Here is an 18600-nt window from a genome sequence, read left to right as displayed (position 1 = left end):
CTCGGGGCTATGTACGCGACCGGTCAGCCATGGCTCGCACGCTGCTTTCTACAATACTCCACGCCTAAATTGCTCCTTCGCCACGGGGTGATTTCAGTTTGCTGCGCGGCGGGTGAAAGCCTGATCACGCCGCCTCTGGTAAAGCCGCGGGTGGCCCCCTTTTGGACCCAGTACGGGGCTCGAGGAAATTGTTGTCGCGTGACGGCACGAGAATTGCGTTCCCGAGCCCCATCATTCGGTTTGCCTTCGCGATGACGTCATCTCTCCAGACGTTTTTTGGTGTCAAGCGAAGCCACAACGCCTTCTCTTCCACCCGAGAATCCTATGTCCACGTCCAACAGCAAGTCCCGTGCATCGTCAAAGGGTGTGTTCGCTACTTTGGCCAGCGTCGCTGCAGCGGCTGGCACCGCCGCGTGGGTGCATCACCGCGCGCGCCAGGCAGAGCGTGACCATCCACCGCAGGGAAGCTTTCTCACGGTCGACGGGGTGCAATTGCATTACATCGACGAAGGCGAAGGTCCAGCTGTGGTGCTCCTTCACGGCAATGCAGTGCTGCTTCAGGACTATGTCGCCAGTGGATTGCTAAGATCTTTATCCAGGCGGCACCGGGTCATCCTGTTCGACCGCCCCGGCTTTGGGCATAGCCAACGCCCGCGGGACCGTCGGTGGACACCCCGCGCGCAGGCGGCTTTGTTGCGAAAAGCCTTGGCACAGCTGGGGGTCGAGCGTCCCCTGGTAGTAGGGCATTCACTGGGCACACTGGTGGCGCTTGGCATGGCGCTTGAATCCACAGTTGACGTTCGCGGCCTTGTGCTGATTTCCGGCTACTACTATCCATCCGCAAGGGTGGACGTCCTGCTGACTTCGCCTGCAGCCATCCCTGTGGTAGGTGACGCGCTCCGCTATACCGTGGCGCCCCTGGCCGGACGACTGCTTCTGAAGCGCGCGTTGCGGCAAATGTTCGCCCCGGCGCAGACCCCCCCGATCTTTTTTGACTTGATTTCCCGCGAGATGCTGCTGCGACCGTCGCAGATCAATGCTGCGGCGGAGGATGCGGCATTCATGATCCCAGCCGTTTCAGAATTCCGCGAGCTGTATGCCGGACTGCAAGTTCCCGTGACGCTGGTGGCGGGAGCGGGGGATAAAATGGTCGACGCAGCCTCGCATTCGACCGCACTGCATCGTGAATTGCCAAATAGTACGCTGGTGCTCGTTCCCGGCGTGGGCCACATGGTCCACTATGCGGCGACGGAGGATATCGCGCGGACAGTGGAACGAATGACGGGCGCCTCAGGTGCACCGTTCATCCAATCTGTTCAATGAAGTGAGGGCAAGGGAGCGATCGCCGTCCCACGGGCAATGGCATAACGGCCATCGAACGCCGCAGAGCAAAATCTGCCACAGAACGGCACGCCGCAGCGGCTCCACCGGGCCTACAACCGCACGCGGGACTTCAATTTCTCGCTTGAAGGCCTGATGGGTTTCGACCTAACCAGACGCTCAACCGACATCCGGCGGGCGGGTCGTTGCCTCAGTGCGGAAGGAAAGAATGCCGGAGGCTCGTTCCGCCTCCGGCGCGGCTGGACTTTACTTGGCAGCGGTCTTGACAGGCACACCGGTGTAGCTCAGCGAAGATAGTTCTTCCTTCGCTTTTTCGGGCGTCTCGAGTTCGAGCACGACACGGCCCACCATCAGACCCAGCGAAGGCGAGCTTCTCACGTATTTCGTTTCGCCGGCATCAAGCACGAAACTGAGCGTCTTCTCGGTTTCCGTAGCAGCCGACGCGACGTACTTGCCAGCCGGACGATCGACAAAGAAGAAGCCACCGGGCTTCGATTCGCCCACTACTTCGTTGTTCAGACGGATATCGGGCTGAATGGCAGCGCCGAGCATCGATGCGGACCGCAGAAAGTAGACGCGCCCTTCGCCCGCCTTCACAGTCGGAATCGATGCGGCCATCTCGCTATGCTTGACCCCGGAGGCGCAACCAGCCAGCAGCGACGTAACGGCTACCGCGGCAACCAGCATGCGTGCGACTTGTTTCATTGTATTTCTCCTGTTGTAATTGGAACTGCCATAGAAAGAGGTGAGTAGCTCTGCTCACCCGGAAGGTAGAAGCCGACAAGCCGCTTGTCCTGAATGACGAGATACGCCTCATGTACCTGCCGGCCTTCGATCGTGAAGACCGTGCCTGCGGGCCGATAGACTGTCCCCTGCGGCAACCGCCCGGCCGGCTTCCAGACCGAACTGCGGGCAAGCGTTCGGGTGTAGCCGGTATCGAGGCGAAGGTCGGCGCTGGTCTCGAAACGGATGGCTGGCACCACCGCATCATTTGTGAGCGGCGTCAGTGGCACCGGTGCCGTTTGGATCATCGGGGCACACCCTGCAAGTGTTAGCAAGGCAATCAACAAGAGTCGATTTTTCATGGGTCGGTTATTATTGGTGCGCCCCTGCGGGCCATCGCGTAGACGTCAGGTCGTAGCATGGCGAGAAAGATAGCAAATGACACCGTCACGTAAAATGCCGTCGTACCCCAGACTGATGGGATTTGTATGAAAACCGCAACGTACCTGAATGGTGCCGAACATTTTCCATTCAGTACCATTACCAAAAAAAATAAATCGCTACAGACGGACTGGGGAAGCGGGTCGGTCGTATATCGGGCCGCGCCAGCCTAAAGCTGCCGCCCGCTGTGCCGATATAACGTTCCTTATGGTCGGATCGGCTGGCTTTGCTGCGCAATTTTCCTGGCCAGACGTCCGCCCCCCTCTAAAGTGGGATTGGCAGTAAGCTGCGCAATTCTGCTTTCTTGCGCTGGGTCCTTGTGCGCGAAATGGTGCTATACGAAGACGTATCCGGAGGAGCCAGTGTCAACCGTATCGCCGCCGTACTATCGCAAGAGGCTGCTGCAGTGCCTTTAGCCGCCCACCATGGCCGCCGCTTAAAATGGATCCTCGAACATGGCAAGCGAGAGTAACGGAAATGGGAACGAGGGAACGTGATCGCGGCACCATGCGCCTACTCCGGATTTTTTTGTTAGCCTGGTTGGCAGTTGTGCAGGTCGATGCCGTTCAGGCTGCCTTTGGCACCCCGCCTTTCACGGTTCCGTTGGACCTAAGCAAGGCTGGAAGTCGAATCGAAAGAGAATTTAGAATCCCCGAGCGACAACTTTACGCCTTCATTGTTGGCTTCAAGTATCAAGAAAGGGACCAGGCGGATCGAGCCAGAGCCAGGCGACTGTCGGGGAGCTATGAACGCGATAGGAATGGGAAGATCATTACACCAGGCGTTGCTTTTGCGTTACGAGTGACCGTGGTAAAAACCGCGCCGGAAGGCGAAAGTACGGTCATTGACCGCGAGATTAACGTCGATGAGATTGCCCTGTTTTCGTGGAGCAACGACGAATTCGATAAAGAGATTGCCGCCCTTCCTTTAGAGAAGGGGCGCTACCGGATTGTCGTCGAAACTACCAAGGCGGCACCGGAGATGAAAGGCGCACCGATCAGCTTTTCAGTCCACCGAGCTTACCGGGGGAAGTGAGCCAATTCGTGCTGGATCTTTGCCCATGGGCTTGCTAATAGCGTGGTCCGTTCGCGGCAGCGCCGTCAGCATCTAGCGCTCTCGCAGGCGATGCACCAGGCGGTCGCCACTTGCCTGCACGACCGTGACCAGCGCAATCAGGATCACGATGACCACCGCCATCACGGTGGTATCGAAACGTTGGTAGCCGTACCGGATCGCCAGGTCGCCAAGCCCGCCCGCGCCGACCGCGCCGGCCATGGCTGAGGCACCGATCAGCGAAACCACGGTGATGGTAAAGCCGCCGACGATGCCGGGCAGCGCTTCCGGCAGCAGCACGTGCAGCAGGATATGCCGGCGCCGGCAGCCCATGGCCTGTGCGGCCTCGACCAGGCCCGCATCGACCTGGCGCAGGCTGATTTCGGCAATGCGTGCAAAGAACGGCGTGGCGCTGACCGCCAGCGGCACCACCGCGGCCCAGACGCCGATGGTTGCACCGACGACCAGCCGCGTGAACGGCAGCAGCGCCACCAGCAGCACGATGAACGGCGTGGCGCGGAAGCTGTTGACCACGCTGCCGAGCACGCGATGCAGGCGCGGCGCGGGCCGCATGCCACCGGGCGCGGTGACCACGAGCACCAGCGCGAGCGGCACGCCCGCCAGCACCGCAATGGCGGCCGATGCGCCGACCATCGTCAACGTATCGAGGAATCCTTGCCAGAGGCGTTCAATAAGAATCGGCGACATAGCCCAGTGTTTTCACGTATGGGGAAAGGGGAGAGCGCAGCGAATCCGGATCCGTGCCGGTGCCTGCCAGGGACCACAGCAGGCGGCCTTGCGTGTGGCCCTGGATGCGGTCCAGGCTGCCGTGCAGCAGCTGCGCGTCCGTGCCGAGTCCGGCGGCCAGGCTGGCGAGGTCCGGCGCGTGCTCGCCGCTGCCTGCATAGTGCAGTTCGGCGATGCGCCGGTGCGGCCCCGCCGGCGGCTCGGGCAGCAGCCGCGCGGCGATGTCTTGCGGCAGTCCCGGTGTCAGCGGTGCCAGCAGCGCCTGCGTCGCCGCGTGGCGCGGCTGGCCGAATACCTGCCATACGGGCCCGGCTTCGGCAATGGCGCCGTGCTCCAGGACCAGCACCTGGTCGCAAATTTCGCGGATCACGCGCATTTCGTGCGTGATCAGCACGATGGTGAGCCCGAGGCGCTGGTTGATGTCGCGCAGCAACTGCAGGATCGATTGCGTGGTTTCAGGATCCAGCGCGGAGGTGGCTTCGTCGCACAGCAGGATCTCGGGGTGGTGTACGAGCGCGCGCGCGATGCCGACACGCTGCTTCTGTCCGCCCGACAGGCGGCCGGGATAGGTATCGTGCTTGCCTTCGAGGCCAACCAGGGCGAGCACCTCGTCCACGCGCCGCCCAATGGCGTCGCGCGGCACGCCGGCAACCTTCAGCGGCAGCGCCACGTTGTCGCGTACCGTCTTCGCCGAAAGCAGGTTGAAATGCTGGAAGATCATGCCGATACGGCGGCGCAGTGCCACGAGGCCGTTTTCGTCGAGCGTCGCAATATCCTGCCCGTCGACCAGCACGCGTCCATCCGTCGGCGCCTCGAGCCGGTTGATCGTGCGCAGCAGCGTGGATTTTCCGGCGCCGCTGCGCCCGATGATGCCGAAGATGCCGCCGGGCGGTATGTCGAGATCGATGTCGCTGAGGGCCTGGACGATACCGGCGGCGCTCGCATAACGCTTGCTCACGCGTTCGAAGCGAACCGCGCCGGTCGCGGTCCGCGCATGGCCGCCACGCGTGGCGGCAGCGGCGTCGGAGCGTGTCGCCGCGGGCAGGAACCCGCGGCGCAGCAAAGCAGTGGTCATGCTCATGGCAGTCCCCTGTGCGTCACGGCTGCGCCTTGAGCCACGGCAGGCTGTACAGCTTGTCGTTGTTGGCATAGGACGTGCCGAGCTGCTTGCGCACTGCTGGCGAGTCCTGGTAGATCTTCACGAAGCGCGCCACGCGCGGATCGGCGGCGTTGTCCTCGCGCGTGACGAAGCGGATCGCGAAATAGGTATCGTCGATGCCGGAGTACAGCAACCCGGCACCGGCCACCTGGGGCTTGCCGGCGTTGACGAAGTGCGCGGGGTAGCCCTGCGCCAGGTCTACGTCGTCCAGCGCGCGGACCAGTTGCGGTCCCTCTATCTCGATCAGCTTGAGCTTCTTCGGATTGGCCACGATGTCGTTGACGCTGCCTTTCGCGCCCACGCCGTCGCGCAGCTTGACGAGGCCAGCCTTCTGCAGCAGCAGCAGGCCGCGGCCCTGGTTGACCGGATCGCTTGCCACGCCGACGCGCGCGCCTTCCTTCAGCTCGTCGAAGCGCTTCACGTGGCTCGAATACAGGCCGATGTTCGGCAGCACGCCGAGCGCCACGCTGCGGAACTTGTAGCCGCGCTCCTTGACGGCGTTGTCGAGGAAGGCCTGGTGCTGGAAGTAGTTCACGTCGAGATCGCCGGACGACAGCGCGACATTGGGCGTGGTCCAGTCCGTGAACTCGACGACCTTCACGTCGAGGCCCTGCTTGCGAGCTTCGGCGGCCGCTACTTCGACGGAGTCGGCGAGTGCGCCCGGTGTGACGCCGATGCGCAGCGGCGCGGCATGGACGGCCGGCAGCAGCGCCAGCGAAGCAAAGAGGGCGGCAACGGTGGCCGGCAGGAGGCGGGAGATCTTCATGGTGTCAGTGGTGAATGCGGACAAGGGAGGGATGCGTCATGCGTGACGGAACGCGTCGGCCGCGTGGCGCGCCGGCAGCCGGTCGCCTTCGGCGAACAGCTTGCGCCGCAGCGTGCCGTCGGCATACGCGGTCTTGTAGCGGCCGCGCTCCTGCAGTGCGGGGACGACGAGGTCGACGAAGTCCTCGTAGCTCTCCGGCACCACGGTGCGGCTCAGGTTGAAGCCATCGATGCCGGTCTCGTCGACCCATCCGGCGAGCGTGTCGGCCACCTGCGACGGATCGCCGACGATGGCCGGGTAGCGTCCGCCCAGCTCGAACAGGTCGAGCAGCTTGCGGCGCGTCCAGCCATGCTGGGCGGCAGTCTTTGTCGCGGATTCGATGGCGTTGCCGCCTTCATAGTTCACGGGGTCGTCGAGCCCGTAGCGCGCGAAGTCCACGCCGGTGCTGGCCGCGAAATGGGCGAGTCCGGCCTCGCGGCTCGCATAGTCGCGATACTCGGCATGCCTGGCGCGCGCCTCGGCCTCGGTGCGGCCCGTGACCACGGCTGCGCCCATGAAGACCTTGACGTCGTCCGGACGGCGCCCGGCTGCCACCAGCTGCTCGCGCAGCGCGGCCACCGTCTTGCGCGCCGCTTCCTTGCTCGGCGGGGAAATGAACACGCATTCGGCATGGCGCGCGGCAAAGCGCTGGCCACGGCCCGAGCTGCCGGCCTGGAACAGCACAGGCGTGCGCTGCGGCGAGGGTTCCGACAGGTGATAGCCGTCCACCTTGTAATAGCGCCCGCTGTGGCTGACCTTGCGCACCTTCGCGGGATCGGCGAACACGCGCGCGGCCTTGTCGCGCAGCACGGCGTCGTTCTGCCAGCTGCCTTCCCAGAGCTTGTAGAGCACCTCGAGAAACTCGTCGGCGCGGTCGTAGCGCTCGTCGTGGGCGAGCTGTCCTTCGAGGCCCATGGCGCGCGCCGCGCTGTCGAGGTAGCCGGTCACGATGTTCCAGCCGACACGTCCCCGCGTCAGATGGTCCAGCGTGGAAAACCGGCGCGCCAGCAGGTACGGCTGCTCATAGCTCAGGTTCACCGTGACCCCGAAGCCAAGGTGCCTGGTGGCCGCGGCCATGGCGGGGACGAGGAGCAGCGGGTCGTTGACCGGAAGCTGGATCGATTCCTGCAGCGTGACATCGACGTTGCCGCGGTACACGTCATAGACGCCGACGATGTCGGCGATGAACAATCCGTCGAACAGGCCGCGCTCGAGCGTGCGCGCCTGGTCCACCCAGTATTCCAGCGTGTTGTACTCGGCCGAACGGTCGCGCGGGTGCGTCCACAGCCCGTGGTTGATATGCCCCACGCAGTTCATGTTGAACGCGTTGAGCAGGATCTGCTTGCGCGGTCCATGGTTCGCCATCAGATCGCTCCATGCCGCGGCGGCAGCTTGTCGTTGAGATGGAAGTTGCCGACCGCGTGGTATTTCCAGCGAACCGGATCGTGCAACGTATGCGTGCGCGCGTTGCGCCAGAAGCGGTCCAGACCCTGGTTGTCGAGCGTGGCGGAGGTGCCGCCCAGCTCGAACAGCCGCGTGCCGGCAAGCAGCGATGCGGTCGTCGTCAGCGCCCGCGCAGCAGCAACGGCCAGCGACGCCTGCGCGACGGTTTGCTCGCCGGGCACCCGCTGCGCGGCATCGGTGGCACGGCCGGCGCGGCGCACCAGTGCTTCGGCGGCACGCAGCCGTACCTGGACCTCGCCAAGCTGGTGCAGCGTCAGCGGGTCGTCCGCCGCGCGTGCCACGCCGGCATCGATCCACGGCCGTGCGTGATCGCGCAGGAACGGCAGCGTGGCTGCCAGCGCGCCGCGGCCGATGCCGAGGTCGATCGCCGCATGCAGCAACTGGGCAAAGGGACCGATGGTCGTGGGCCGCTCGAACGAGGCGAGGAACGGCACCACCCAGTCGGCCTCGACGCGGACGTTCTCGAACGTCACCGAGCCGCTGCCGGTGACGCGCTGGCCAAAGCCGTCCCAGTCATCCGTGATGCCGACACCGTCGGCCGTGCGCGGCACGAACGCGAGCCACGTGACTTCGCGTCCGGCTTCCTCAGCCACCACGAGCGTGGGAATCCAGTGCGCATACAGCGCGCCGGTGCAATAGAACTTCTTGCCGTCGATGCGAAAGCCATCGCCGTCAGGCGTCAGCCGCGTGCGGCGGCGGAAGTCCTTGTGGCCGATCTCCGCCAGCGCATTGCCAAAGCGCTCGCCGGCCAGTGCGCGCGCATAGAAGAATGCCTGCTGCGCCGGCGTGCCGCCAACACGCAGCACCTCCAGCGCATAGAAGTGGTTCTGCGGAATCTGCCCGAGCGAGCCATCCGCTGCGGCGATGATGGCGATGACCTCCGCCAGCGTGGTGTTGGACACGCCCGCGCCACCGAATTCGTGCGGCACGGTGATGCCCCACAGGCCGCTGGCGCTGAAGGTTTCCAGTTCATCCCAGGGCAGGCGCCGTTCGCGGTCGCGCCGGGCCGCTCCGGGCGCAAAGTGGGCGGCGAGCCGCCGCGCGATGGCGATCGCTTCGGCGTCGTCGCGGACAAGATGCGGAACCACGGCAGGCGCGGGCGCTGGCTGCGCCCGTCCATCGGCGGGCGGCGGATTGAAAAGCAACGACATATCAGTTCCAGGAGTGCCGCTTGGGCAGCGCGTTGTTCAGGTAGTAGTTGCCGATCAGATGCAGCTTCCAGCGCACCGGATCGTGCAGCGTGTGCGTGCGCGCATTGCGCCAGTGGCGGTCGAGGTTGTGCCCGGCGCGGGTGGCGGAAGAGCCGGCCAGTTCGAACAGCTTCTCGCTGGCCTGCAGCGCCGCTTCGGTGGTCAGCACCTTGGCCTCGGCCACGGCGACCGAAGCCTGTGCGCTGCCTGCCTCGGTGACCGGCTGCTCCGCGATGGCATCGAGCGTCAGCGCGGCTTCGCGCAGCACTTCGCGCGCGGCGTCGAGTTCGATCGCCAGGCGGCCAACGTCGCCGATCAGATGCGGATCCTCGCTCGCACGCGCGACGCCTGCATCGATCCACGGGCGCGCGTGCTGGCGCACGAACCCGATGGCATCGTCGAACGCGGCCTGTGCGATGCCGAGATCGATCGCGGCCTGGATCAGTTGCGAGTTCGCGCCGTAGAGGCCGGGCCGGTCAGCCAGTTGCCACACGGGGATCACGTCGTCCTCGGCGACGGCCACGTTGTCGAACACCACCGTGCCGCTCGCCGTCGTGCGCTGGCCGAACGACGACCAGTCGTCGACCACGGTCAGGCGGGCGGCATGGCGCGGCACCCAGACCTGGACCGCGCGGCCCTCATCGTCGAGCGCACGCGTTGGCACGCGGTGCGCGAACAGCGCGCCGGTGGAGTAGAAGCGTGTGCCGCTCAGGCGCAGCCCATGCGCCGTGCGACGCAGGCGCGTGGTGCCGTCGAGGATGGTCTGGCTATCAGCGGAGCGCCGCTCGGGCCCGGCGTTGCCGAGGCGTTGCCCAGCCAGCACCTCGGCGTAGAAGCGGCGCTTCTGGGCCTCGGTTCCCGCTTCGCGCAGCACGCCAAGCAGGCCGAAGTGGTTCTGCGGAATCTGGCCCAGCGATGCATCGGCGGCGCTCAGGACCGCAAATACCTCGGCCAGCGTTGCATAGGAGACGCCGGCGCCGCCGTAGGCTTTGGGCACGGTGATGCCTCCCAGTCCGCTTTCGGACCAGCGCTCGAGTTCATCCCACGGCAGGATGCGTTCACGATCGCGCACCGAAGCGCCTGCACGGAATGTCTCGGCGAGCGCGCGTGCCGCGTCGATGGCTTCTGCGTCGTCGCAGATGCGCCGCACGCTTGCGGGATCGGGCAGGGCGGGTTCCCGCCCGGCAGCGGCGGGCTGCCTGGCTGCGTAGATATCGGAGAGATCGGTCATGACAGGTCGTGAGGATGCGTTGCACCGGGCATGGCGGTGGTGTCTCGCATCGAAAAGGGCTGACGATTGATTGGAGCATGCGCGTCCACGGCTTTCCCACGAATATTTCCGAGGATGCTTAGAAGCGTGGCTGCGGTGACTGTGAGGTGGTTGATGGCGTGGAACCCCACCAATGCTCGCTCCCTGTCCGGCAAGCGGGAGGGAGCGAACCTTGGGCGCGCGCTTTGTCAGGCAGCGCGCGTACCGACCGACCAGTAATACGTCGGCGCCGTGCCGTTGATCGCATGGTCGCCGACGATTCTTGCCTTGTAGATGGCCGGGTTGTGCGAGGCCAGTGTGCGTGCGTTGCGCCAGTGGCGATCCAGCTGGTGCGCGGCGTCGAGCGCGGAGGCCCCGCCGACGTCGAACAGCCGGCCGGCCGCGCCGAGGACCAGGTCGAGCATGCCGACCTGGGCGCGCGACGCATCGAGTTCGACGTCCTGCAGCATGGCATCCGGCACTGCCTCGCCGCGCTGGCGCAGCGCATCGATCTCGTCAAGCTTCGCGGCAACCGCACTGACCGTTGCCTGGGTCACGAAGGCGACGCCCGACAACTGTCCGACCACCTGCTGCACGAGCGGATCTTCCGCCGCCGTCGCCGCGCTGCCATTGCTGTACACGCGTTTGCGCCGCCGCACGAACGCGGCAGCGTCGCGTTCGATGGCGCGCGCGATGCCGGCAAGCGTGGCCAGGTGTACGAGCTGGAAGCACGCGGTGACCGTGGTCGGGTCCGTGCGCGAGAACGACAGCACGTGCTCGTCGGGAACGGCAACGTCCAGGAAACGCGTCGTGCCCGATGCGCTCAGGCGTTGGCCGAAGCCATGCCAGTCGTCGAGCCGGTCGACGCCCGCCGCATCGGCCCGCACCAGCACATAGGCCGGGCTGCCGTCATCGGTGCGGGTGGCCGACACGGCGATCCAGTCCGCATACAACGTGCCGGTGCTGTAGTACTTCTCGCCGTCGAGGCGCCAGCCTCCGGCGCCGTCCGGCGCGAGCGTGGTGCGGTACCGGCCCAGCTGGCCGTCGCCGCGCTCCATCGCGGCGTTGCCGAAGATAGCGCCCTGCGCCGCGAGCCGGAGCCACGGCGCGCGCCGTGACGGCGCGATTTCGGCATGCAGCCGTTCGATAAAGCCGAAGTGCGCGCGCAGGATCTGGGGCAGGTTGGAGTCGGCCGCGCCCAGTTCGATCAGCAGCGCATACAGCTGCGACGCGGAAGCACCCAGGCCGCCATGCTCGCGCGGCACGCGCAATGCACCGAAGCCGGCGTCGCGCAGCAGTGCAACCGCGTCGTGGGCCAGTGTGCGCGTGCGTTCGCGTTCGAGTGCGCCGGCCGCGATCTGTGCGAACACCGGCCGAAAGCGCTCGGCGAGCGATGAGAACGCCGGTGCCGCTTGGGCGAAAGGTGAAGCAGGAAGAGGGTGTGGCATGGGCGAATGATTCAGCGCTCACGCGGCCTTCAATGCAACCCGGCGGTGCGCCGCGAACAACGGCGCGGCGCGGTCGGCCGCGAGCCGGATACGCTCGCGCAGCGCGGGGCTCTGCACGGTGTAGCTCTCGAAATCCGAAGGGGTTGCATAAACGCCGATAGGCAGCGTCAGTGCCTGCAGGAAGCCGAACAGCGGCCGCAACTGGTGTTCGAGCACCAGCGCATGGCGGTCGCTGCCGCCGGTGGCGGCGAGCAGCACGGGCTTGTCGGCGAGCGCTTCCTGGCCGATCAGGTCGAACAGGTGCTTGAAGTGGCCCGGATACGCGCCGCGATAGACCGGCGACGCGGCGATGACCAGGTCGGCCGATTCGATTTCCTGCAGTTGCGCTTCAATCGCGGTCGGCAGTTCCGTGCGCCACAGCGCGCCGCCGAGCGGGCGCGCAATATCCGCCAGGTTGATGACATGAGCGTCGACATGCAGTCGCGCGTCGAGCTCGGCGATCAGCGCCTCGACCAGCGCAAGCGTGCGCGAGGGTTGCTGGGTACTGCCGTTGACGGCAACGATCTTCAGGGGCTTGGACATGTTGGCTTTCGGAGAGCGTGATGGCGTTGGTGTTGTCGAGGGCTGCACCGGTATGGTCTTCCTGCTGCGCAGCCTGGAGGGTGCCAAGACGATACTGCTGCGCGGCCGCCGTGCGAACGACGCGTTCGTTCTATCCATAGGCGATCCGTGCGCATAAGGGCATGCGCAATCGTTCGTTCCGGGCAGGCAGGGGCGTCTCTATAGTTGGTCACCCTCGCAGACATCGGCCCATGTTGCCGCCCAACACCATCATGAAGAACCCGTTCCGGCCATCGCGGCCCTCGCAACTATTCCGGCCGTTCGCGTTCCTGGCGCCAGTCGTGCTGTCGCTGCCGCTGCTGGGCGGCCTGCTGGCGGCACCGGCCAACGCCGCTGCGCCAGCACAGGCCGCGGAAGCGCCGCGGGCCGGCGGCACGCTCACGACCATCATCCAGCCCGAGCCGGTGATCCTGACTTCGGCGCTCAATTCAGCCGCGCCGACCGGTTTTTTCAGCGCGAACGTCTTCGATGGCCTGATCGAGTACGACAACGACTTCAAGCTCAAGCCGGCGCTCGCGCAGCGCTGGGACATCTCGAAGGATTCGAAGACGCTCACGTTCCACCTGCGGCCGAACGTGAAGTGGCATGACGGCAAGCCGTTCACGTCGGCCGACGTGAAGTGGACGCTCGAGAACGTGTGGAAGAAGCTGCATCCGCGCAACCAGATCCTGTTCGGCAAGGTCACGCGCGTCGATACGCCCGATGCGCTGACCGTCGTGCTGCATTTCTCCGAGCCGTCGCTGGCGGTGCTCAGCTCGCTGAACAGCAACGGCGCGCAGGTGCTGCCCAAGCACCTGTACGAAGGCACGGACATCCTCAACAACCCGTACAACAACAAGCCGGTGGGAACGGGGCCTTTTGTCTTCAAGGAATGGAGCAAGGGCAACTACATCGTGCTCGAGCGCAATCCCGACTACTGGGACAAGGGCAAGCCGTACCTCGACAAGATCGTCTTCAAGGTGATCCCCGATGCCAGCGCGCGCGCCGCGGCGCTGGAGAAGGGCGAAGTCCAGTACGCACCGTTCAACCCGGTGCCGCTGAAGGATGCGCAGCGCCTGTCGCAGCTGCCTTCGCTGAAACTGGAGACGCGCGGCTACGAATGGCTGTCGCCGTGGCTGTTCATGGATGTCAACGTTGACCGTCCGTACTTCAAGGACGTGCGCGTGCGCCAGGCGCTGGCCCATGCGATCGACCTGAACGCGCTGAACAAGGTGGTGTGGTTCGGCTTTGGCAAGCCCGCGGTGAGCCCGGTGGTCTCGACGCTGGGGCAGTTCTTCAACCCCAGCGTGCCGAAGTATCCGTTTGACCCGGCCAGGGCCGAAGCCCTGCTCGACGCTGCCGGCCTGAAGCGCGGTGCTGACGGCAACCGCCTGAAGATCCAGATCGACTACCTGCCGTATGGCGACGACTACAAGCGCAGCGCGGAGTACATCAAGCAGGCGCTCAAGCGCGTGGGTGTCGACGTGACCGTGCGCACGCAGGACACCCCCACCTATACCAGGCGTGTCTACGGCGATCGCGACTTCGACCTCGCGGTGGTCTGGTTCGCGGGCTTTGCCGATCCGCTGGTTGGCGTGACGCGCGCCTATCGTAGCGACACGGTCGGCAAGAATATCCCGTGGTCGAACGGCTCGGGCTATCGCGGCGACGAAGCGAACCGGCTGATCGACCAGGCGCAGGGCTCGCCAAGCCAGGCCGAACGCGTCGAGCTGTTCCGCAAGTTCCAGTCCGTGGTGCAGACCGACCTGCCGTCGATCCCGCTGCTCGAGCTGCGCTTCTTCACGGTGCAGTCGTCGAACCTGCGCGATACGGTCAGCGGCGTGGACCAGGTCTATGCGTCGCTCAAGCGCGCCTGGCTGGCGCCGGCGGGCACGGCCGTGGCCACGGCCACCACGCCCGCTGCCACTGCGGCGCAGGCCGCGCGCTGACGACGGGCGATGACCATGCCCACGACCCAGCGCGACACGCCCGGACCCAAGCCGGCATGGCTGGCACGCGTGCCGTGGCGGACCGCCTGGCGCAGGCTGCTGCAGTTGGCCGGCATCGTCGCCGGCATGGCCGTGGTCAATTTCTTCCTGCTGCGGCTCGCACCCGGCGACGCCGCGCAGGTGCTGGCGGGGGAGGCGGGTGCCGCCACGCCGGAGTACCTGGCGGCGCTGCGCGCGCAGTTCGGGCTCGACCAGCCCTTGTGGGTGCAGCTCGGCAAGTACCTGTGGCACCTGGCGCAGCTCGATCTCGGCTTTTCGTTCCGGCAGGGCATGCCGGTGCTGGACCTGATCCTGCAGCGCCTGCCCGCCACGCTGCTGCTGATGGGCGCAAGCATTGCGTTCGCGGTGGTGACCGGTGCGGGCCTGGGCGTGCTGGCGGCGGCGCGCGCCGGACGCGCGCTCGACACGCTGGTCTCCTCCGTGGCGCTGCTGTGCTTTGCCACCCCGCTGTTCTGGGTCGGCCTGATGCTGGTTCTGGTGTTCTCGGTCCGCCTCGACTGGCTGCCGGTGGGCGGCATGTTCACCGTGGAAGCCGGGCTCACGGGCTGGGCGTATGCGGCTGACGTGGCGCGGCACCTGGTGTTGCCGGCCGCCACACTGGGCCTGTTCTACATGGCCGTGTATGTGCGGCTGATGCGCGCCAGCATGATCGAGGTGCGGCGGCAGGATTTCGTGCGCACGGCCGTGGCCAAGGGCGCGCCGGCCGGCCGCGTGCTGACGCGTCATGTCCTGCGCAATGCGCTGCTGCCGCTGGTGACCATGGTCGGCGTGCAGGCCAGTTCCGTGATCGGCGGAGCCGTGCTCGTGGAGACGGTGTTCTCGTGGCCCGGACTCGGCCGCATGGCGTTCGAGGCGCTGTACCAGCGCGACTACAACCTGCTGCTCGGCATCCTGCTGTGCAGCGCCGTGGTGGTGGTGCTGGTCAACTGGCTCGTCGACGCCGTCTACGCGCGGGTGGACCCGCGCATCCGGCTGGCCTGACGCCTGATGCGGCCGCGGCCTTTGCAGGAGTATTCGCTTGTCTTTGCCTTCTTCCTCCCTTCCGGCGCCTCTGCAGCCGGCTCATTCCGATGCGCACGGCGCTGCGGCCGATATCAAGGTGCCCGTGCTGCCACCCGCGGACCGGCGGCGGCTGCGCCGGCTGCTGTCGTCGCCCAGCGCCGTGGCGGGCCTGGCGCTGCTGGCCGTGGTTCTCGCTGCCGCGCTGTCGGCAGGCTGGGTATTCCCCGGCGACCCGCTCGAAATGGCGGCAGAACCGCTGCTGTGGCCGGGGCGCGATGCCGCATTCCCGCTCGGCTCCGACATGCTGGGCCGCGACATTCTCGCCGGCCTGTTCCATGGCGCGCGCGCCTCGCTGCTGATCGCGGGTGTCTCAACGGGACTGGCCGTGGTGCTTGGCGTCGCGGGCGGCGTGACGGCCGGCTACTTCGGTGGCCGCGCCGACCGCTTGTTCGGCACGCTGACGACATTTTTCCTGACGATCCCGTCGTTCCTGTTCGCGCTGGCCATCGTGGCGGTGGTGCAGCCTTCGGTATGGAAAATCGCGCTCGCGATCGGCATCACCTCGTGGCCCGCGCTCGGGCGGCTGGTGCGTGCCGAGGTGCTGCGGCTGCGCCACGGCGACATGGTGCTGGCGAGCGAGGCGGTGGGCGCCAGCCACGCGCGCATTATCATCGAGGACATCCTGCCCAACACGCTTACGCCCGTGCTGGTGTCGGCGTCGCTGATGGTGGCCACGGCCATCCTGACCGAATCGAGCCTGGCGTTCCTCGGCCTGGCCGATCCCAACGTCGCGAGCTGGGGAAACATGGTCGGCGCGGGCCGCGAGGTGCTGCGCACGGACTGGTATGTGTGCGCATTGCCCGGCCTGGCGATCGTCCTGACCGTGCTGGCGCTGAACCTGCTCGGCGACGGGCTGGCCACCGCCTTCGATCCGCGCGAAGGCCGCTGAACGCCTTCACTGTCCCAGTTATCAACCGACTTCATCACAGGAGAGCGTCTTGGCACGCATTCACGACATCGATCCCGACGCCCTGCAGGGCGAGGCCCGCACCACCTTCGAACGCGTGGAGCGCGAGTACGGCGCGTTCGGCAACATGCTGCGCGTGCTCGGCCACCGGCCGCCCGCGGTAGCGCACCTGTTCGGCCTGCTGCTGGATTCCGCGCGCGACGCCCTGGTTACGCGCCGGCACCTGGAGATCGTGCTGGTCACGGCATCGCGGCTGAATGCGTGCCACTACTGCATCAGCCATCACGTGCCCAGGCTGGAAGCGCTGGGCGTGGCGTCCGAAACGGTAGAGCGGATCCTGGAGCCCGACGTGCCCGGACTGGACGCCGTCGAGCGCCTGGTGCGCGACTACACCGTGCAAGTCACGACGCAACGCGTCACCGACACGGTGGTAGCGCGGCTGCGCGAGCATTTCACCGAAGCGCAGGTCGTGGAGCTGACACTGCGCGCGGCGCTGTGCGCATTCTTCGCGCGCTTCAATGAGGCGCTGGAGATCCAGGTCGAGCCCGAGCTGCTGGCCGCCGAAATCCACGCCACCTGATTTGCCCAGAGGCATCATGACGCCGTTGCTTTCCCTGCAGGATCTTTCCATCCGCTATCCCGGCGGCGCGCGGCCCGCGGTCTCGGGCCTGAGCCTCGATGTCGGCGCCGGCGAGACCGTCGCGCTCGTGGGCGAATCGGGCTGCGGCAAATCCACTACCGCGCTGGGGTTGCTGCGGCTGCTGCCGGCGTCCGCGCAGGTGAGCGGGCGCGTGCTGCTGGAAGGGCGCGACCTGCTGACGCTGCGCGAGCGCGACATGACCGCGCTGCGTGGCAACGCCGTGTCGATGATCTTCCAGGAGCCGATGACCTCGCTCAACCCGGTGCTGAGCGTCGGGGCACAGGTAGTCGAAACGCTGCGGCTGCATACGGCGCTGTCCGTGCAGGCGGCCCATGCGCGGGCGGTCGAATTGCTGGACCAGGTACGCATTCCCGAACCGCAGCGGCGCTTCCATGCCTATCCGCACCAGTTGTCAGGGGGACAGCGCCAGCGCGTGATGATCGCCATGGCGATCGCGTGCACACCGAAGCTGCTCGTGGCCGATGAGCCGACCACCGCGCTCGATGTCACCGTGCAAGCCCAGATACTGGAGTTGCTGGACACACTGCGGCGCGAACTGCGCATGGCGATGCTTCTGATCACGCACGACCTTGGCGTGGTGGCGCGCTGGGCCGATCGCGTCGCGGTCATGCACGACGGCATCAAGGTGGAGGAGCAGCCTGCCCGCGCCTTGTTCCGCGAGCCTGCGCACGCTTACACGCGCGGGCTGCTCGGCGCGTCGCTGAGCGCCGCGGACGGCGTGGTGCCGCACTATCGGCAGGTCCGCCTGTCCGAGATCCGCGTGGATCGTCGCGCCGACGGCACGCCGGCGGCATTCCGGCTCGAACGTCCGGCGCTGCGTTCGGCTGGCGGCCACGCCACGGCGTCGGCACCGACCCTGCTTGATGTCGAGGATCTCCACGTGGCCCACCGGTCCGGCGCGCACGCTACGGTTGCCGTGCAGGGCGTTTCGTTTTCCATAGCTGCGGGGGAGACCGTGGGCCTGGTTGGGGAATCGGGCTGCGGCAAATCCACGCTCGCGCGGGCCGTGCTGCGCCTCGCGGACCATGACGCGGGGCGCATCGTCTTTGATGGCACGGACATCGCGCCCGTCAACCGCCGGCGCATGCGCCCGTGGCGCGGCGCCATGCAACTGGTGTTCCAGGACCCGTACAGCTCGCTCAACCCGCGCAAGACCGTCGCCGAGGTGCTGGAAGGCGCGCTGCGGATTCACGGCGTGCGTGACCGGCAGGTCCGGCGCGCACGCGCGGCGGCGATGATAGACCGCGTGGGCTTGCCCGCCGCGGCGCTGCACCGCTATCCGCACGAGTTTTCCGGCGGCCAGCGCCAGCGCATCGGCATCGCACGCGCACTGATCGTCAGGCCGCGCCTGCTCGTCTGCGATGAGCCGGTGTCGGCGCTCGACGTTTCGGTGCAGGCGCAAGTGCTGAACCTGCTCGCCGACCTGCAGGCGGAGTACGGGCTGTCATGCCTGTTCATTTCGCATGACCTTGGCGTCGTGCGCTATATCGCCGACCGCATCCTGGTCATGCGCGAAGGCCGCCTCGTCGAGAGCGGCGACCGCGACGACATCTGGAACCGGCCCGCGCATCCATACACGCGGCAACTCCTGGCTGCCGTGCCACGGGCACTGCCGGCGCAGGGCCATGCGCCACTTTCGCAACATGCAGAAACGCAGGCGTCCGGCGTGTTTGGCTAGCCGGTTTCGGGCGCATCTCCGTAATCGATACGAATTCCTTTCCAACCTGATAGACTGTATGGA

At 66.5% G+C, this 18600-nt stretch carries 17 protein-coding genes; 7 read left to right on the top strand and 10 right to left on the bottom strand.

Translation table 11 applies throughout. The features are described 5' to 3' along the window. Window positions 1-324 precede the first annotated feature (324 nt). Window positions 325-1323 (top strand): alpha/beta fold hydrolase, encoded by a 999-nt coding sequence (locus CBM2588_RS22840; protein ID WP_115682619.1) that lies wholly within the window; start codon window positions 325-327, stop codon window positions 1321-1323. A 264-nt stretch (window positions 1324-1587) separates the two neighbouring features. Here CBM2588_RS22840 and CBM2588_RS22835 read toward each other — a convergent pair whose 3' ends face one another. Then, complete coding sequence (locus tag CBM2588_RS22835; RefSeq protein ID WP_115682618.1) at window positions 1588-2046, bottom strand: DUF2846 domain-containing protein; 459 nt, start codon at window positions 2044-2046, stop codon at window positions 1588-1590. Beyond that, entirely contained in the window at window positions 2043-2426 is a 384-nt protein-coding gene (locus CBM2588_RS22830; RefSeq protein ID WP_115682617.1) for a hypothetical protein, read from the bottom strand. The genes CBM2588_RS22835 and CBM2588_RS22830 overlap by 4 nt, the downstream gene beginning before the upstream one ends. A gap of 556 nt (window positions 2427-2982) precedes the next feature. Between CBM2588_RS22830 and CBM2588_RS22825 the strand changes: the two genes are divergently transcribed. Further along, window positions 2983-3540: a DUF5625 family protein gene (locus tag CBM2588_RS22825; protein ID WP_147298427.1), complete on the top strand. Its 558-nt coding sequence runs from the start codon at window positions 2983-2985 to the stop codon at window positions 3538-3540. A 72-nt stretch (window positions 3541-3612) separates the two neighbouring features. Here CBM2588_RS22825 and CBM2588_RS22820 read toward each other — a convergent pair whose 3' ends face one another. The 8 genes from CBM2588_RS22820 to msuE form a co-directional block, all read right to left on the bottom strand. Continuing rightward, window positions 3613-4266, bottom strand: a complete 654-nt coding sequence (locus CBM2588_RS22820; protein ID WP_115682615.1) for a methionine ABC transporter permease — start codon at window positions 4264-4266, stop codon at window positions 3613-3615. After that, a complete protein-coding gene (locus tag CBM2588_RS22815) occupies window positions 4247-5386 on the bottom strand; it encodes a methionine ABC transporter ATP-binding protein (protein WP_115682614.1) in 1140 nt (379 codons plus the stop codon). The genes CBM2588_RS22820 and CBM2588_RS22815 overlap by 20 nt, the downstream gene beginning before the upstream one ends. A gap of 16 nt (window positions 5387-5402) precedes the next feature. Next, on the bottom strand, window positions 5403-6230 hold the full coding sequence (locus CBM2588_RS22810) for a MetQ/NlpA family ABC transporter substrate-binding protein (protein WP_115682613.1): 828 nt from the start codon (window positions 6228-6230) through the stop codon (window positions 5403-5405). 36 nt (window positions 6231-6266) lie between these two features. Further along, window positions 6267-7634 (bottom strand): LLM class flavin-dependent oxidoreductase, encoded by a 1368-nt coding sequence (locus CBM2588_RS22805; RefSeq protein ID WP_115682612.1) that lies wholly within the window; start codon window positions 7632-7634, stop codon window positions 6267-6269. Further along, complete coding sequence (locus CBM2588_RS22800; RefSeq protein WP_115682611.1) at window positions 7634-8884, bottom strand: SfnB family sulfur acquisition oxidoreductase; 1251 nt, start codon at window positions 8882-8884, stop codon at window positions 7634-7636. The genes CBM2588_RS22805 and CBM2588_RS22800 overlap by 1 nt, the downstream gene beginning before the upstream one ends. A 1-nt stretch (window position 8885) precedes the next feature. Beyond that, window positions 8886-10154, bottom strand: a complete 1269-nt coding sequence (locus CBM2588_RS22795; protein WP_115682610.1) for an SfnB family sulfur acquisition oxidoreductase — start codon at window positions 10152-10154, stop codon at window positions 8886-8888. 227 nt (window positions 10155-10381) lie between these two features. Continuing rightward, on the bottom strand, window positions 10382-11620 hold the full coding sequence (locus CBM2588_RS22790; protein WP_115682609.1) for an acyl-CoA dehydrogenase family protein: 1239 nt from the start codon (window positions 11618-11620) through the stop codon (window positions 10382-10384). An 18-nt stretch (window positions 11621-11638) separates the two neighbouring features. Next, window positions 11639-12202: an FMN reductase gene (gene msuE / locus CBM2588_RS22785; protein ID WP_115682608.1), complete on the bottom strand. Its 564-nt coding sequence runs from the start codon at window positions 12200-12202 to the stop codon at window positions 11639-11641. Between the two features lie 230 nt (window positions 12203-12432). Between msuE and CBM2588_RS22780 the strand changes: the two genes are divergently transcribed. The 5 genes from CBM2588_RS22780 (at window position 12433) to CBM2588_RS22760 (ending at window position 18537) form a co-directional block, all read left to right on the top strand. Further along, window positions 12433-14169, top strand: a complete 1737-nt coding sequence (locus CBM2588_RS22780) for an ABC transporter substrate-binding protein (protein ID WP_231942243.1) — start codon at window positions 12433-12435, stop codon at window positions 14167-14169. Window positions 14170-14178: 9 nt separating this feature from the next. Further along, window positions 14179-15210, top strand: coding sequence for an ABC transporter permease (locus CBM2588_RS22775; RefSeq protein ID WP_269462435.1), 1032 nt, complete (start codon window positions 14179-14181; stop codon window positions 15208-15210). 112 nt (window positions 15211-15322) lie between these two features. Continuing rightward, window positions 15323-16180, top strand: a complete 858-nt coding sequence (locus tag CBM2588_RS22770) for an ABC transporter permease (RefSeq protein WP_115683696.1) — start codon at window positions 15323-15325, stop codon at window positions 16178-16180. A 49-nt stretch (window positions 16181-16229) separates the two neighbouring features. Further along, window positions 16230-16778, top strand: coding sequence for a carboxymuconolactone decarboxylase family protein (locus CBM2588_RS22765; protein WP_115682607.1), 549 nt, complete (start codon window positions 16230-16232; stop codon window positions 16776-16778). 16 nt (window positions 16779-16794) lie between these two features. After that, the gene (locus CBM2588_RS22760; protein ID WP_115682606.1) at window positions 16795-18537 is read left to right on the top strand and encodes an ABC transporter ATP-binding protein; all 1743 of its coding nucleotides are present in this window, start codon (window positions 16795-16797) and stop codon (window positions 18535-18537) included. Window positions 18538-18600: the final 63 nt, after the last annotated feature.

Source organism: Cupriavidus taiwanensis (assembly GCF_900250075.1).
In the GTDB taxonomy this organism is placed as follows: Bacteria; Pseudomonadota; Gammaproteobacteria; order Burkholderiales; family Burkholderiaceae; genus Cupriavidus; species Cupriavidus taiwanensis_C.
Note: the sequence above shows the minus strand (reverse complement) of the source record. Positions and strands in the feature narration are given on the sequence as shown.